This is a genomic window from Acinetobacter sp. UBA3106 (genome assembly GCA_002365595.1).
Taxonomy (GTDB): Bacteria; Pseudomonadota; Gammaproteobacteria; order Pseudomonadales; family Moraxellaceae; genus Acinetobacter.
The window spans coordinates 102287-119020 of the sequence record DFAM01000011.1 but is presented as its reverse complement, the minus strand read 5'-3'; the positions used below and the strand labels follow the sequence as shown (position 1 = coordinate 119020).

The window sequence follows — 16734 nt, the reverse complement described above, 5'->3', positions numbered from 1 at the left end:
TGTCAATTATGATTATCAGGGTACACAAAAAAACTGTCCTTTACTTGGCCCTACCTTATGGCCAAACTATCCGGATTTCAAGCCTATTGTCAGCCAATACTACAGGCATCTGCGTGAGATCAGCCGGCAGATTTTTTCTGCCTTTGCACTGGCATTGGGCGTTCGTGAGGACTTTTTTAAAAGCAAAATTACTGATGCACCAAGTCAGCTACGTTTGATTCATTATCCCTATAATCCGGAAGTGAAAGATGCCGAAGGGATTGGCGCACATACTGATTACGAATGCTTTACCCTGCTGTTACCCACCGCGCCCGGCTTACAGGTTTTGAATAAAGCCGGTGAATGGATCGACATTCCACTGATTGAAAATACCTTGGTGATGAATATCGGTGACATGATGGAAATTCTATCCAATGGTAAATATCTTGCCACCAAGCACCGCGTGAAAAAGGTCTCGGAAGAACGTTATTCATTCCCGCTGTTTTGCGCCTGCAATTATGACACCGTGATTGAACCTGTGATTCACACTGAAAATTCCAAATATTCTGCACTGATCGGGGGTGAGCATCTGTTTAATCAGACCGCCCAGACCTTTCAATATTTAAAACAGCGCGTCGCTAGCGGTAAGCTGGTCTTAAAAAATGCTGTACCACTTTCTTCTTTTGGACTTGAAGAACAGGCGGAGGTAGCATCATGAATCTGTTTGAAGTAATTAAAACTTTAAAGCCCACTATCCCTCAGCCAGAGATTATTCCGGGCTTTTTATACGGTGCTTTCCAGCGTAAAAGCATCAGTTTTTATAATGGCCTGACCGATGAAAATACCATTGTGTACTGGTTTCAGTCGCGCAGTTTTACCATTGATCTTCGTCTAAAAAGCCAGACGGGAACTGCTGTTCAGGAACGCCAAGGCTGGATTGGTAATACGCTTTGGGATAACGCCAGCCAGCTATTGTCCTGGGAAGTGAAAGACTACGCCAATTACCAGAATCATGTGCAGTGGCCGGAACCAGCCAGGTTGCATGCAATTGGCAACTGCATTCTGGAATTCTCTCCAAGTAATGTCTATGTCGAAGACTGGCGCCAGCAGGTACAACGTGGCCTGTTTTTAGGCTTGCGGCTGCAATCTGCGATTGATGTTCAATCTGGCCAATCCCTGGAAATGGATGGTGGCCTGATTATTTGTGGTGATCATATTGCTTATGCCCTGACGCGTTTGCCTGAAGTACAAAGTGCAGTAGCTCAAATGGATTTGAAAGCTGTCGATCCGACCGTGTTTGCCTTGTTGGAAAGTTTTGAGGTTTCTATCGGTACTGATGGTCAAGCTAAAACTTATAGCACGCGCACAAGCGAAATAGGCAAAGCCTTTAAGCTGGGAAATTTTGAAGTTTTCAATGAAAGCAGTCTGGTTCAGCACGTAATTTTAGATGATCGTAAAATCGACCTGATTTTTGAACTGGATATGTACCAGCCGGATTATGAGTTTCAACACACGACACCAACGACTGCGGAAGCTGAAAACTGGCTGAAGTCAGAACAGGATCATCTGATACATCATGCAGAACGGGTGGTATAGGGAGAAATATGTCTTTTTTATATTTGTCGATTGCCATCATCGCAGAAGTCATTGCGACTTCTGCATTGAAAGCTTCCAATGGTTTTAGCGTGCTCTGGCCTTCACTTGCCACCATTGCCGGTTATGCCGTTGCCCTGTTTTTCCTGTCGCTAACCATGAAAACCATTCCGATGGGCATTGCCTATGCAATCTGGTCTGGTGCCGGCATTATCCTGATTTCAACGGTTGGCCTCTTGGTATTTAAACAGCAACTGGATCTTCCCGCGCTGATCGGTCTGGCGTTTATGATCATTGGTATTATTTTTATCAATGTCTTTTCCAAAAGTACGCAGCTTTAATGTTTTAATATTAGCGTTCTTTCATAAATCAAAAAATGATCATTATATTCATATTTAAATGGATATTGAAAGTTCCTTCCCCCTCTGGAATGAGAAGCATTGCTTCGTAAGAGGATGAAGGGATTTCTTAGAAAGAACCTCTCCCTAACCCTCTCCTACAAGGAGAGGGAATTTTATTTGTAGTGATTCAAAATGATTTATGAAAGAACCCTATTCATCTGACAATAAAAAATCCCCAACTGGGGATTTTTTATTGGTTTAAATTACATTTTAAAATTCTGAGGAACACACTATTTGAGTTCTTGCACCAGCGTTGGAACAATCACGCCATCCACGTTCATTTCAGTCGTATAAATACCGTTGGCCACATTGAACTTGTTCACATGATAGCTGGAACCATAGATGGAATCGAAGCCATCACCTTTGGTAAACACTTTCTTGTTGGCGGCCAGATCCAGCAAATGAGTGCCATCAATGAATTGCATATAGGTTTTCGCATCGATACCAACCCGTTTGGACATGATCTGTGCAGCGTCTTCACGAGTCGCCGGGTCATTGATGTATTTGACTGTTTTATCCCAGACCTGAATGACCTTTTTCCATTGCTCTTTATTGGCTTCCAGATGGGCGGAATTCACGGTCAAGGTATCGTAAATTAATCCCGGCTTGTCTTTAGAACTAAAAATAATTTTGGAACCGGCAACAGCAGATAAAGCCTGATTCGCGACTGGCTGCCATACTGCAATCGCATCAATATCGGGAGTGGCAAATACCTGTGGCAATTCATTGGTCATGGTATTGACCAGTTTAACTTCATTCAGTTTAACCTTGGCATCATCCAGTGCAGTAGAAAGCAGCAAGTGATCTACCAGACCTTTTTCAGTTGCAACCGTTTTACCTTTCAGTTCCTGAATCGAGTTAATGCCATTCTTGGCAATAATTACATCATTTCCGGCCGAATAATCGGTCGCCATGATCATTACACCTTTGGTACCACCAGAACCGGTCACCAGATTGTCACCATTAGTGACCAGCACGGCGTCTAGCTGATTGGCAGCAAAGGCAGAGAGTGAAGCAGAATAGTCGAACCATTTAAAATCAGCTTTGACCCCTGCTTCTTCCAACCAGCCTTTTTCAATCGCCACCTGCCAGGCCACAAATCCCGGCCAGTCACTATAACCGATACGGATTGGATTAACATTGGCTGTTGCTTTGGCCTGAGCAGAAGGCTCAGGAAGTTTTGCTGTATTGTCACAACCACTGAATAACACCGCGCAGCACACTGAGGCTGCCAGACTTGCTTTTTTGATCATTGTGCGACTTCCCCTATGCATTCACATTTAAATTTGGTATTTGAAAGTTGTTTAGATTTCATAAATTCGCGCCAGCCACCGAAATGACTGATATCTGTTGCATCTTCAAGTGAATAGCCTTCACAGATAAAGCCTTTGACCCAAGTGCCATCAATCAGCTGGACATTGCCGATGCCCAAAGGTGCCGGAACTTCTGCAACAATGTCTCCGAACAGTGCACGCGGAATGTCCCAGACTTCGACTTCAATTGAAAAACCTTTGGCGTTGTATTGCAGGCCAGGTTTTGGCGGTGTGGTATTTTTTAAAGCATAGAGTTTGTAATACGAAGCAGTCCGGGTCTGCTTGATCAGGGTGCCACCACGTGTGGTCAACTGAAAATTCAGTGGCATACCGGTCAGATGTGCACCGACGACAGCCAGTTTCACGCTGTGCCCCGATGAGATTTCAGTTGTTTTTTCATAGCTAAGTTCAGATGTGCCCAACTTTAACTGGCTTGCCTGCTGCCATTTTTGCCCGAACTTGGCCAGTGCTTCATCCATCCAGGCTGGCGCAATAAAGGTCACGCCCGTTGGCAAACCATCGGCACGAATACTATTTGGTAGTGCCAAAGCCGACAGATCGGCAAAATTGACAAAATTGGTATAAGCGCCCATATGGCTATTTTTTAGCAATGGATCGGCTTCCACATCAGCAATCTTATAGATGGTCGGTGCGGTTGGTACCATCATTGCATCAAAGTCCGCCAGTGCCAGATTGATTTTTCGAGATAGCTGTGCACGCTCATATTCTGCCTGCATCATCTCCACGGCATTAAAGTTATCCGCTTGGCTAATGATCTGATTAATCACGGGATGGGTAACTTCACGTGCCACCATTTTTTCAACAGCACTAGTACGTTCAGCGACCCAGGCCTTGTTATATAAAGCAGCTGCTAGTTGATTGAAAATGCTAAAATCAATCGCTTCGACGGTATAACCTAAGCCTTTCACCCGTTCAACGGCTTGATCAAATGCTTTTTCAGTTTCAGCATCGCCATAAAATTCCAGTGTATTCGGAATGGCAATTTTCCCTTTTGAAAATTGGCTCGGTACATTCTGAGGATGTACTCGGGAATAATCATCGCTGGCATCATAGTCTTGCATGACTTGCGCCACCTGCCAGGCATCATCCACCGTTAATGCAAAAATTGAAATCACATCGATGGTGCGACAAGCCGGAATCAGGCCTGTAGTCGAGAACCAACCTTTGGTCGGCTTTAAACCAACAATATTATTATGCCCTGCCGGTACACGTCCTGAACCGGCAGTATCTGTACCCAAGCTGAATGGTACTTGGCCATTCGCAACTGCTACACTGGAACCGGAACTTGAACCGCCACTAATATATTCAGGATTAAAGCTGTTTTTCACAGCGCCGTATGGAGAGCGCACACCGACCAGACCCGTCGCAAACTGGTCCAGATTGGTTTTACCCACCACAATTGCACCAGCAGCTTTCAGTTTTGCTACGACGGTTGCATCTGAAGTCGCCAAGTACTCAGCTTCTTTACACGCTGCAGTGGTATAAAAACCTGCGACATCAATATTGTCTTTGACTGCAAATGGCACCCCATAAAGTGGCAAGTTTGCACTATCTGCACCAGTCAATGCATCAATTTGTGCCTGTAATTGTGCTGCTGTCGCAATTGAAATCCAGGCATGATTGTCATTATTCAACCCGGCAACATATCCAATCAGGTCACTAAGCTGGATATTGTTATTCTGGTAGGCGTGTTGCCAGTCCTGTACAGTCCATAAGTTGTGCACAGCTGTTCTCCTTAAGTGTGTTCGGTATTTTGTGGAATAGGCGGCATGACGGCATCCATCAGTTCGAGATGCCCTTTAATCACGCCCTTCAATGCAATAAATTGTTCACTAATTTCTTTCAGATCACTGCTCGCGCCCTGCATCAGCATGACTTGCAGAATTTTTTCATCATCCAGCTGGATATGTAGTGAATTGATCACTTGCGCCAGATACTGCTGCTGCAGATCGACCAGCTGACTACGCAGCGGTTTTAAGCTAACGTCATAGAGCAAGGTGAGTGTGCCGACCATGACTTCATCGCGAATCACCAGATCATCAATCAGATGGCGGTTAATCATGTCGACAATGGCTTGTGAGCGACTTTCATAATGTTGCTCAACGATTTTCTCATCGAGCGCATTGAGTGTTGTTTCTGGAACCGTGACACTGATTCGTGCCAATTTTACTTTCGGCAAGGGGCTTATTCCTTAAAGTTTTGCTGTTGTTGAAGATGAAACCCTGCACGTGCTGTGAATATTTCGACTAAGACACGCAAAAGTGGATGCTTGTTTTTTTTTGGTTTAGATAAATCCATGTGCATCTCCTGTATTTAGTATTACAAATAAAATATTTCGTATTACTAAAATGCAGAAAGTGTGCCAAAAGATATAAGATATTGTTATTTATATATTTTTATAGAATTATAGGTTTTGATCACTATTTTTAAGTTTTATGAAATCTATATGATTGACTGAAATGGTGCTGATTATTTTTTATTGCACTAAGTTGGTTATAGATGCTTAAAATTGTTTCGATCATTAAAAAAACTTTATCTAGCGGTCTTTTTAGATCTTTTTATAAATCGAATCTCTACGATTAACATCAAACAGAAGCACGACAATTTTAGAATCGATCACTTGATAGACCAAGCGATACCCTGCCGATCCTAGTTTTACTTTGTATAAGTCGACTGAGCCACTGAGTTTGTTTTTTGGAATTTTAGGATTGTCTAAAATGACATCATATTAGGAATAAACTGTTCCGCAATTTGCAGATTGAGTTTATCGAATTTTTTAGCGCGGTTTTTGTGAACTCGAGCTCGTAGATCATTTAGGCTTAGCTTTACGGTTCTTCTGTTTGTGCTTCTTCAGCAAGTTTAAGCAGTTCTTTGTCTTCAATTAAATCCATGAGGCGTTCATACATGTCCGCAGGAACGCAATAGAATGCTGGATTCTTGCGATTTAGGATGGCAACCGCTTCACCAAAGCCGTTGTTTACGACTTCCATTGGGTTCTTTTTTAGTAGGTCGGAAACGCTTGCGACAAAGCGGGAATGAATAATATTGTTCATACTGGTCGATGTCCTAGATATGTAAACAATTGTTAAATGACAACCTATTTAAAGCTCTTCTAAAAGACCTGTTAATTGGTCTCCTAAAAGAACATATATATCAACTTGCTTTGGCATCCTCTCCTTCTAAGACGAGTTTAGCCCTCTGATATACTTCACTTGCAGTAATAGTTTTTTTACAAAAAAATGAATACTGCGATTGAGGTTTCATGAGGTTTTCCAACCTATCTATAGCCTCACGAATTTTAATTAAATGGTTTCTTTTTTTAATTGGAGTATTTTTCTCTGTTAATTCATCTAATGCCTCCTTTAAATCATCCTCAAATTGTTTAAAACTAACCAATAGATCAGAAAAAGGACGATAAAGACGTGTTCCTTTAAGCTGACACACATCAATAGTCATCTGTCCAATCTTATCTTTGGCTTTTAAACTGATAACATCAATATCAAGATGATTTTCAGGGTCATCAATATAGGGATTGATAATAGGACTTGCTTTTGTGTCATGATCAGATTTTGCACTGTTGCATTTTCTACAACAAGGTAAAAAATTATGCCAATCAAATGCTTCTAAAGGATAAAGTGATTTTGGGTGGAAATGTTCAACTTCTATATTGCCACTATCTTCTGGAAAAGATTCGCAAAAAGCACATTTCTTATTTGAACTTGGATATAAAGTTTCTTTTATTTGCGCATGCCTATAATTTTTGAGAATTGTTTCCTTAGCAACAGCTGGTATCTTAGAGTATTCACCATATTCATTAACTAAAGCTAATAGTGCATTAGTCCAATCCTCACCTTTATCAATAAGAATTTGAGGAATATTAGGTCGTTCGAGCTTAATCATTATTACTGAAGCTCCAAAGATGCCATTTTCATTTCTAGAACTTGAACAATCGTATCATCGGAATGAGTAATACTTTTCAATTGTTCCATTACAGATAAAAGCATAGTCTTATCTTTTGACTCATACGCATCAAAAGCTTCATCAATCAATCTTTCATAATCTTTATTTTTGAGGCTTTTAACGCCCATTACATCTTCTAAAATCTGATCAGTATTCCAACCTGAATACCGTTTATTACTAGGCTCAAAATGATATTCTGTTTTCCCAGTTTCACGGTTCATAATAATGACTTCACCTTCTTTTGCAGATGCTAAAAGATGTGGTGAATGAGTCGTTACAATAAATTGAAGATTTGGAAATAGTGCTTCTAGACCATCGCGAATATTAAATTGCCATTCAGGGTGCAAATGTAAATCCAACTCATCAATTAGAACTGTACCTGACGCTTCTTGAATATTCCTAGAACCTTCAGGGTAAGTTTTTTCAATCCATTCGATAATATTTGCTATTACAGAAAATATCGCTTGGAATCCGGCTGATAATTCTTCTAAATAACATTCTTGACCATAAAGAGTAAAAATAGGCTCTAAATCTCGACCTGTCTTCACATAATCAAAGTCACTTCCATTAGGAGCTAACTTAGGGAGATTTTCTAATAAGAAATGCCAATTAATTTTCTCTTCAACCGCCCATTCTTTATCTATAGCAAAATATCTATTAATAAACCATTGTTTAACATTTGAATTTTCAGTTTGAAGATTACGTCTTAAGTAAGAGCTTTGAGATTGCTGATAAGGTTCTTCTCTTGTTGTTCCATTAATCTGTTTATAATCAATTGATCTTTTGGTTCCTAAAAATAACGGAACAATTTTTTCTCCTTGTGTACCTGGATTGGTAATTTCAAAATTCTCCACAAGATTACTTACGTCAATATTTGGATTCTGCCATGTATATATATTTGTTTTTCGATATGCACTATCTCCTCTAAATGAATTTTTTCCTAAACCCAAGAAAATTTTTTTGCTATTACTAATAATTTCAATATGAAAGCAAGAGTTGCTATCCAATCTACTAGAATTATAATCGTGATAAAGGCAATGATGAATTCCTGTTAAGACACTACTTTTACCACAACCATTAGGTCCTGTTATAAAGTTAAATTTTTTATTAAATTTAACGGAAATTTTGGAAAACTGTCTAAAGTTCTCTGCATAAAAAGAGTTTATAAAGTAATTGGTCATCACATAGTTAGTCGATATTATTCATCTATACATTCTAACTAAACTTATGAAATTTAAAAGTAAAAAACCGCCCTTACGGACGGTCTTTTTTTATTTCTATCTCATCAAGCCACTGGCGCCAACGTAAACAACACTTGCCCAGTTTTCACTGTTTGCCCTTTCTCAATGGTAATCGCTTCAACCTTCATACGTTCAGGCGCAATAATCGGAATCTCGATTTTCATTGCTTCAATCACAGCTAAAGTTGCACCTTCTTCCACGATATCCCCTGACTGACATTCAATTTTCCAAATTGAACCTGGCATATGCGATTCCACCGCACAGCCACCCTCTGGAATTTCAACCCCTTCACCATCATCCACAGCATCAAGGCTTTCAGACACATATTCTGCAAGACCTGCTTCATGCCAGCGACGACGTTCCGCATCAAAGTTGGCTTGTTGCACAGACTTAAATGCCGAAATAGATTCTTGGTTTTCCGTTAAGAAGTCGTTGTATTCTTTTAAGTTCAACACGCCTTCTTCAATTCGTAGTTTTAAGCGACCTGCTTTAAAGTCCTCACGCATTTGCATGAGTTCTTCTTCAGACACTTCATAAAACTTAATTTGGTCAAAGAAGCGCAGTAACCAAGGTTTGCCTTGCTCAAAGTCGGCATTTCTACGGTAGCGAGACCACATTTGCGTGGTACGACCGACAAACTGATAACCGCCCGGGCCTTCCATGCCATAAACACACATATAGGCACCACCAATACCGACAGCATTTTCAGGGGTCCACGTACGTGCAGGGTTATATTTTGTAGTGACTAAACGCTGACGCGGATCAAGTGGCGTTGCCACAGGCGCACCCAAGTACACATCGCCCAAGCCCATGACCAAATAACTCGCGTTATAGACCACATCCTTCACGGCTTGTTTGTCTTTTAAACCATTGATACGACGGATAAATTCGATATTGTCCGGACACCACGGTGCATCAGGGCGCACGGTTTGCATATAACGTTCGGTTGCAAGTTGGGTCTGTGAATCTTCCCACGCAAGCGGTAAATACACGGTACGTGATGGCACTTGCATCTCGGTGACATCAGGCAGTTGCTCTTCAGCGACTTGAAGCATACGCAGTAAATCAATCTGATCGAGCTGAGTCGAATCAAAATGAATTTGCAGTGAACGAATGCCCGGTGTCAGGTCAATAATACCTGGAATATTTTGATCTTTGACCCATTGCATCAGTGCATGAATACGGAAACGCAGGTTTAAATCTAAAACCAGTTCGCCATATTCAACGAGCATATAGTTATTGCCCGCAGGACGATACACCACATCAGGCGTGCCATTTTGACCTTTTAAGGTATCTAAAATGGCAGATTTCAACGTGCTTATTTCAGGATAGAACGACTCATCAAAAGTGACCGCTTGCGTATCTTGAGCAGTTAATTGCGCATGATATTTTTCATTCAGTAATTTCGCTTGATGATAGCTCACAGGTACAAATTTGACTTTATCGCCGGCTTTCAGCTGACCGAGTTTCCACAGTTCAGAATTGATCACTACCGCAGGACAGACGAAACCACCAAGGCTTGGACCATCTGGCCCCAAGATAATTGGCATATCACCGGTAAAATCAATTGCACCAATCGCATAGGCATTGTCATGAATATTGGATGGATGCAGACCCGCTTCGCCACCGTCCTGACGTGCCCACTCAGGTTTTGGCCCAATCAAACGGATACCGGTACGGCTAGAGTTAAAGTGAATTTCAAATTCGTTGGCAAAGAAGGTATCAATATCATTTTTGGTAAAGAAATCAGGTGCGCCATGTGGACCATACATTACCGCAATTTCCCAAGTGTTTGAGAATGTCGGAATTTGATCTTCTGTTAATCCTTTGACTTCATCAGATGTAAATGCAGTGATTGGAAGCATATCACCAATCAGTAAGTTACGCCCTGCATGACCGCCAAATTGACCAAGCGTAAAGGTCGCTTGTGAGCCTAAATATTCAGGCACATTCAGACCACCTTTAATCCCGATATAAGTACGGCAACCTGTGGCGATCTTGCCACATTTCAGCATCTGACCTTTACGCACATTCACAGTTTGCCACATTGGAACGGCAACACCATCCAAAGTTGATGGCATATCGCCACCTGCCAAGACAATTTGGCTATCGCAATGGAATTTTAAACTTGGTCCTTGGAGTGTACATTCTAAACCTGCGGTATTGGGTGCATTGCCGAGCAATTGGTTCGCCACATTTAAAGACAGTGGATCAATCGCACCGGATGGTGGCACACCGACATCCCAATAGCCCAAACGACCTGTGACATCTTGCACGGCGGTTTGAATACCCGCTTGTAACACTTCAATTTTTTGGGTTTTCCACTCGAATGTATTCAAAAAGCGTGTAGTTTGCGTGCCTGCTTTAAATACATCGCAGTCGATAATGTTTTGTAGATATTCAAGATTGGTTTCAATGCCTGCCACTTGGGTTTTAGCCAGCGTGTCGGTCATGGCTTGAATTGCTGATTCACGATCATCTGCTGTGACAATGATTTTGGCAATCATCGGATCATAGAAAGATGAAACGTTTGAACCGGTCTCTACCCAAGTTTCATTACGCGCATTGTCATCAAATTCTACGTGAGTTAATAACCCTGCACTTGGTTGGAAGTTTTTGATTGGGTCTTCAGCATAGAGACGCACCTGAATCGAATGCCCTTTGGATTCAAGTTTTGATGTCGGTGCAACCCAATCACCACTTCCTAAAGTCACCATCCATTCAACCAAGTCCACACCAAAGACTTGTTCAGTCACGCCATGTTCAACTTGTAAACGGGTATTCACTTCCAAGAAATAGAATTCTTGCGTGTCGGTATCCATCACAAATTCCACGGTACCTGCCGAGCGGTAATTCACCGATTGCATCAATTGAATTGCGACATTTTGAATATAGGCACGTTGCGTATCGTTTAAGTGTGGCGCAGGCGTTTCCTCAATCACTTTCTGGTTACGACGTTGCACCGAACAATCACGCTCACCGAGTGCTAGGATTAAGCCATTGCCATCACCAAAAATTTGCACTTCGATATGACGGGCATTTTGTACGAATTTTTCGAGGTATAAACCTGCATCTTTAAAGTTGGCTTGCGCTAAATACGACACGGTTGCGTAGGCATCTTTCAGCTCTTCCGCATTCCAGACCAAGCGCATGCCGATGCCACCACCACCTGCTGTACTTTTCAGCATCACAGGATAGCCAATACGTTCCGCTTCAAGCAGTGCTTCGGCTTCATCAGCCAATAACTGACTGCCCGGAAGTAATGGCACATTGGCTTGAATTGCCAATTCACGTGCTGTGTGTTTCAAGCCAAAAGCTTTCATTTGTTCCGCATTTGGCCCTAAGAACACAATGCCTTGTGCTTCACACAGATTACAGAATTCCGCATTTTCAGACAGAAAACCATAACCCGGATGAATCGCTTGAGCACCGGTTTGTTTTGCCACTTCTAAAATTTTATCGACATTTAAATAACTTTGGCTTGCAGGAGCATCGCCAATCAATACCGCTTCATCCGCTAAAGTCACATGTAATGAATCACGATCCGCTTCTGAATAGACGGCAACCGATTGGATGCCTAATTTTTTAAGGGTACGAATGACACGACAAGCAATTGCACCACGGTTGGCGATGAGAACTTTATTAAACATTTTTTATACCTCGCCTTCACGCACAATCAGTTGAATTTTGGTTGGGTTATAGGCATTACATGGGTTATTCAGTTGCGGGCAGTTCGAGATCAGCACAATCAAATCCATCTCGGCTTTAATTTCCACATATTTCCCTGGTGCAGAAATACCATCATCAAACTTTAAGTGACCGTCTGAAGTCACCGGTACATTCATAAAGAAATTAATATTTGGACCGATATGGCGCACATTCAGACCATGCTTTTTCGCAATCGGATGTTGCGACAATGCGATCATGAAATTGTTACGGCAACTGTGCATTGGGTATTTGTCGTGGGCATAACGCACCGTGTTACTTTCACATGAACAGGCACCGCCTAAAGTGTCATGGCGACCGCAGTTATCATCGTTGATGGTGGCAATTTTATTGCCAAAGTTGGTATATAACGTTGTGCCTTTTTCGAGATAAATTTGACGGTTCATCGCCAAAGTATCGGTTGCACTATAACGCTCTTCAGGGTTATGTGCGGAGATGAATAAAGTATCCACCGCCTGGTTGCCTTCGAGATCAACGATACGGAAATACTGGCCTTTTTTGACTTCGCACATCCACGCTTCCCCGGCAGGACATACTTCACTTAACACAGATTTTTCTAGATTTACGAGTGCAGTCATGATCATTCCCCTTAAGCAGTTAAAGCGAAGTAGCGGTTATTATTTTGGAATGCACGCTGATTTTGCGGGCATGAATCACGGCAGACATCGGTCTCGCCTAAAGGTAATGCTTTAAACAGTGACAGTTGAATATCAGCAGGTGCATATTCAGTCGAATTGTCTAAGGCATGTGGCGCACTAGATAAAAACACCAAACAATCCATTTCAAATCGAAGTTCAATCACCTGATCTGTATTGTCAGTTGCGACATAAGACAAGTTGCCGTTGTCATCTGGTTGCACTTTAGAGAATAGATTTAAAGTATTGCTAAGATCGGTCGCAGATAATCCAAATTTGGTCATCTCTAAAAGCAAACTGTCTTTGCCATTGCGGTACATGTCGTTACGCGCATCTTGGAAAGTCTTAGCTCCAAACTGTTGTTCAATTTGCTGAGCTGTACTTGGTGCACAAAAAGCATCATTCCAACCGTGATCATCTTTGACAATGGATACCATCGCACGTCCTAAATCAGACGCTAAAATATGCCCTGTGCTTAAGAAAGCCGTGTGTTGACCTTTCAGGCTGTCTGGCATGTTATAGGCTTCAAGCTTGTCTTCATTATTCACACAGAACAGTGAAACATTGGCATTTGCGCCCAAGGATTTGAGTTGTAAAACTGCGCCACGTTGAATGCGCGCAGACCAGTGATGGCCACCCGGTAAAAGTTCAGTCCACAGTGCGGAATCTTCGTGATAAGTAGTTGTGCTCATAACAGCCTCTGCATCTAACTTGTACGGTTTACCTCCCGGGCTTTTATCCCTCCGTGTAGCTTGGGTTTTAGAAACCTAGCCGTGAACTCTCGGTCTCAGACGCAGTCTTTTAAAAAAATAACTGCCGGAACCCTAGATCACTTTTTCTCTAACAGGGTTAATGCAAAGGGCGTGCCAAAACAGTATTACGATTTTCAATACTTGTAATACTAATAATGAGCAAAAAGAGGTCATCCTGGTTGTGAAATTTAAATCCGACGCTGTATTTGCACCTAAACTGGACTTTTTATCTGCCAGATAAAGCCTGATAATACGGTCAGCAATAAAATGGATTCGGCATGTTTAAAGATAAAAAACTGGTATGTTTCGATCTGGATGGAACCTTGATTGATTCTGTAGGCATCTGGAATCAGGTCGACGCAGCCCTGATTCAACAGTTAGCAAAGATAGACGTTGATCATCATAGTATTCAGCAGCAGCGCGATACGCAGCTGAATAATTTTCGACAGTCTGCTGATCCCTATCTGGAATATTGTGCGTATTTGAATGAAATATATGCTTTTAATTTAACAAAGGAACAAGTGAAGTCACGTCGTTATGCCATTTCACGGCATTTTCTGGATCATGTGGTTGAGCTTAAACCGCAAGCCGAAATTTTGATTCAGGCGTTGAAACAACGTGGTATTCAACTGGCGCTGACCACCACGACCAGTTTATATAATATTCAGCGTTATCAAGAGAATAACAAACTCATCAATAGCAAAATCGATTTCACAAACGATTTTTCATTATTGTTAACCCGGGAACATGTCGATAACATCAAGCCGCATCCGGAAGTGTATTTAAAAGCACTGCAACACTTTAATGTACAGCCTGAACAATGTTTGATTATTGAAGATTCCCTGATAGGTGTGGAAGCAGCAAAAATGGCCAATATAGAAGTCGTAGCAATTTATGATCAGTATTCCGCGCATGAAAGCGACCTGATCAAGACCAAAGCAAATTATTATGTAGAAGATTTTGCAGCGTTATTAAATTATATCAATTAAAAAAGATGCCATGACGAATAGATTTTCATGACATCTTTTTAGGTAAATGAGACTGTAATCCTTATTTGACTTTTTTATAAACTGAGCCTGAACCGACCAGATTGCCAGTTTTTTCGTCAATTGCAAAATCCACGACGCCAGCACCTGCATTCACCTCAAGGAAACCATTTTTGCCAACCGAAGCAGGCATTGGATTTTTCTTTTCAGTTTTGCCGGTCTCTTTATCTTTTAAAGTATTGGTCAGAAAATAATGATCACCGTTTTTGGCAATCACCAGTGCATTTTCAAGTTTCGGGTTTTCCAGCGTATTCTTCCATGTCCCCTGATAATCCGGTGCTTCGGTGGTGCAAGCAGTTAACAGCAATAATAATGAGATTCCTGAAACATATTGAAGATATTTCAAAATTTTGACCCTGAATATTTCGACGCGCTCATTATAGAAAGAACGCTATTGAGGTTAAGCCAGATCTTGTAGTGCATGCGTTTCAGCAGTATTGAAACTGTCTAGCCTTGGTCATTTCTTGAAAATTCTCTCCACATTTTATCCATAAAAGCAAAAACCCATCTGATGATGGGTTCTCTCATCCTTTAATTTCAGTTATGCGGTTTTATGCATATTTCCGGTTTCTTCAAATTTTGCATGCCAGGACAAGGCTTCTTCAAGAAGATGCGGAGTTTGTCCACCACGCTGGCAAGCACGATCAAAGTAATCATTTAAGGCAGCCCGATAATCCGGATGCGCACAGATATCAATAATCTTGCGGGCACGTTCACGCGGTGCCAGACCACGCAAATCTGCCAGACCATTTTCTGTCACCAGCACATCAATGTCGTGTTCGGTATGGTCGGTATGACTCACCATTGGCACGACGGAAGAAATTGCGCCACCCTTAGCTACAGACTTAGTCACAAAAATGGCCAGATGCGCGTGACGGGTAAAATCGCCCGAGCCGCCAATCCCATTCATCATTTTGGTACCGGTGACATGGGTCGAATTGACGTTACCGTAAATATCAAACTCAAGTGCGGTGTTAATGGCGATGATGCCTAAACGACGAATCACTTCCGGATTATTGGAAATTTCCTGTGGGCGCAGCACAATCTTGTCTTTGTATTGTTCAAAATTCTGCATCACATGCTTGGCACATGAGTCAGACAGCGTCATTGAACAGCCTGAAGCAAAGGTCATTTTGCCTGAATCAATCAACTGAAAAGTACAGTCTTGTAATACTTCCGAATACATTTCAAGATGATGGAAATTGGAATGCTCGAAACCTGAAAAAACCGCATTGGCAATTGAACCTACACCTGACTGTAATGGACCCAGGTTTTGCGGCAAACGCCCTGCTGCCACTTCGCCTTCAAAGAATTGAATCAGATGTTTGGCAATGGCTAAAGTATCCTGATCCGGTTCATCCATATTAAAAGAGGTATCTGGAATGTCATTCAGTACAATGGCAGAAATCTTTTCTGGACTGACCTGAATGCCTACCGTGCCAATCCGATCTCCGGCATGAATCAAAGGAATCGGCGCGCGGTTCGGGCGGGCTTTCGGTACATAAATATCATGCACGCCTTCCAGCACCGGATTAATGGTATTGTCAATTTCGACAATCACATGATCCGCCATTTCCACAAAGTTTGCCGAGTTTCCACATGATCCGGTGGGAATAATCTGACCATCTTCAGTAATTGCCGTTGCCGCAATCACCGCAACATTAATCCGCGGCAAGTTGTGATGTCGGATATTATCGGCCATTTCAGATAAATGCTGGTCGATATACATGACTTCGCCAGCATTGATTGCTTTACGCAAGCCAGGATCAGCCTGATAAGGATAACGGCGCTCAATCGCATGGGCTTCATTTAAACGGCCATCAATTTTATTGCCCAGGCTTGCACCTGTCGCCAGCGTTATTTTTAATGGATGTTCTTTGGCATGTTCGGCTAGAGCCAACGGTACCGTTTTTGCCTCACCTGCACCACCAAAACCACTTAAACCAACTACAGCACCGTCTTGAATCAATTTAATCGCTTGTTCAGCAGACATAACTTTGTCGCGAAGGGAGACTAAGCGAATGCGATCTAAACCATTCATAATAAAAATCTCAAAAATAAACATAA

At 41.9% G+C, this 16734-nt stretch carries 15 protein-coding genes, 1 pseudogene and 1 riboswitch; of the genes and pseudogenes, 4 read left to right on the top strand and 12 right to left on the bottom strand.

Features of this window, described 5'->3' with window-relative positions; all coding sequences use genetic code 11:
* The 3 genes from B4C48_RS05170 to B4C48_RS05160 all read left to right on the top strand — a co-directional run.
* Window positions 1–697, top strand: a 697-nt coding sequence (locus tag B4C48_RS05170) for an isopenicillin N synthase family dioxygenase (protein WP_291354540.1), incomplete at its 5' end; no start/stop codon positions are given.
* The gene (locus B4C48_RS05165) at window positions 694–1575 is read left to right on the top strand and encodes a hypothetical protein (protein WP_291354539.1); all 882 of its coding nucleotides are present in this window, start codon (window positions 694–696) and stop codon (window positions 1573–1575) included. The genes B4C48_RS05170 and B4C48_RS05165, both read left to right, overlap by 4 nt.
* A gap of 8 nt (window positions 1576–1583) precedes the next feature.
* A complete protein-coding gene (locus tag B4C48_RS05160) occupies window positions 1584–1913 on the top strand; it encodes a DMT family transporter (RefSeq protein WP_004280373.1) in 330 nt (109 codons plus the stop codon).
* Window positions 1914–2203: 290 nt separating this feature from the next.
* Here the strand turns inward: B4C48_RS05160 and B4C48_RS05155 are convergent, their stop codons facing one another.
* From B4C48_RS05155 to B4C48_RS05110, 10 genes and pseudogenes are all read right to left on the bottom strand, one after another.
* Entirely contained in the window at window positions 2204–3226 is a 1023-nt protein-coding gene (locus B4C48_RS05155) for an ABC transporter substrate-binding protein (RefSeq protein WP_291354538.1), read from the bottom strand.
* Window positions 3223–5031, bottom strand: a complete 1809-nt coding sequence (gene atzF, locus B4C48_RS05150; RefSeq protein WP_291354537.1) for an allophanate hydrolase — start codon at window positions 5029–5031, stop codon at window positions 3223–3225. Before atzF ends, B4C48_RS05155 begins: the two co-directional genes overlap by 4 nt.
* Before the next feature lie 11 nt (window positions 5032–5042).
* Window positions 5043–5486 carry a CopG family ribbon-helix-helix protein gene (locus B4C48_RS05145; protein WP_291354536.1) on the bottom strand — a complete coding sequence of 148 codons (444 nt, stop codon included), beginning with the start codon at window positions 5484–5486 and terminating at the stop codon, window positions 5043–5045.
* Between the two features lie 369 nt (window positions 5487–5855).
* A pseudogene (locus B4C48_RS14185) lies at window positions 5856–6120 on the bottom strand (type II toxin-antitoxin system RelE family toxin).
* 12 nt (window positions 6121–6132) lie between these two features.
* Window positions 6133–6360, bottom strand: coding sequence for a type II toxin-antitoxin system Phd/YefM family antitoxin (locus B4C48_RS05135; RefSeq protein WP_291354535.1), 228 nt, complete (start codon window positions 6358–6360; stop codon window positions 6133–6135).
* A gap of 100 nt (window positions 6361–6460) precedes the next feature.
* Window positions 6461–7207 carry a hypothetical protein gene (locus B4C48_RS05130; RefSeq protein WP_291354534.1) on the bottom strand — a complete coding sequence of 249 codons (747 nt, stop codon included), beginning with the start codon at window positions 7205–7207 and terminating at the stop codon, window positions 6461–6463.
* Window positions 7208–7209: 2 nt separating this feature from the next.
* A complete protein-coding gene (locus B4C48_RS05125) occupies window positions 7210–8448 on the bottom strand; it encodes an AAA family ATPase (RefSeq protein ID WP_291354533.1) in 1239 nt (412 codons plus the stop codon).
* 104 nt (window positions 8449–8552) lie between these two features.
* Window positions 8553–12158 carry an urea carboxylase gene (uca, locus tag B4C48_RS05120; RefSeq protein ID WP_291354532.1) on the bottom strand — a complete coding sequence of 1202 codons (3606 nt, stop codon included), beginning with the start codon at window positions 12156–12158 and terminating at the stop codon, window positions 8553–8555.
* 3 nt (window positions 12159–12161) lie between these two features.
* Window positions 12162–12812, bottom strand: a complete 651-nt coding sequence (locus tag B4C48_RS05115) for an urea amidolyase associated protein UAAP2 (RefSeq protein ID WP_291354531.1) — start codon at window positions 12810–12812, stop codon at window positions 12162–12164.
* A gap of 11 nt (window positions 12813–12823) precedes the next feature.
* Window positions 12824–13561 (bottom strand): urea amidolyase associated protein UAAP1, encoded by a 738-nt coding sequence (locus B4C48_RS05110; protein ID WP_291354530.1) that lies wholly within the window; start codon window positions 13559–13561, stop codon window positions 12824–12826.
* A gap of 30 nt (window positions 13562–13591) precedes the next feature.
* Window positions 13592–13708: riboswitch (guanidine-I (ykkC/yxkD leader) on the bottom strand.
* A 191-nt stretch (window positions 13709–13899) separates the two neighbouring features.
* On the opposite strand from B4C48_RS05110, the gene B4C48_RS05105 reads away from it, so the two are divergent.
* Complete coding sequence (locus B4C48_RS05105; protein ID WP_291354529.1) at window positions 13900–14610, top strand: HAD family hydrolase; 711 nt, start codon at window positions 13900–13902, stop codon at window positions 14608–14610.
* Between the two features lie 61 nt (window positions 14611–14671).
* Here the strand turns inward: B4C48_RS05105 and B4C48_RS05100 are convergent, their stop codons facing one another.
* Both B4C48_RS05100 and B4C48_RS05095 read right to left on the bottom strand, forming a co-directional pair.
* Window positions 14672–15013 (bottom strand): hypothetical protein, encoded by a 342-nt coding sequence (locus tag B4C48_RS05100; protein ID WP_291354528.1) that lies wholly within the window; start codon window positions 15011–15013, stop codon window positions 14672–14674.
* Window positions 15014–15208: 195 nt separating this feature from the next.
* Entirely contained in the window at window positions 15209–16708 is a 1500-nt protein-coding gene (locus B4C48_RS05095) for an acetyl-CoA hydrolase/transferase family protein (RefSeq protein ID WP_291354527.1), read from the bottom strand.
* Between the last annotated feature and the right edge of the window lie 26 nt (window positions 16709–16734).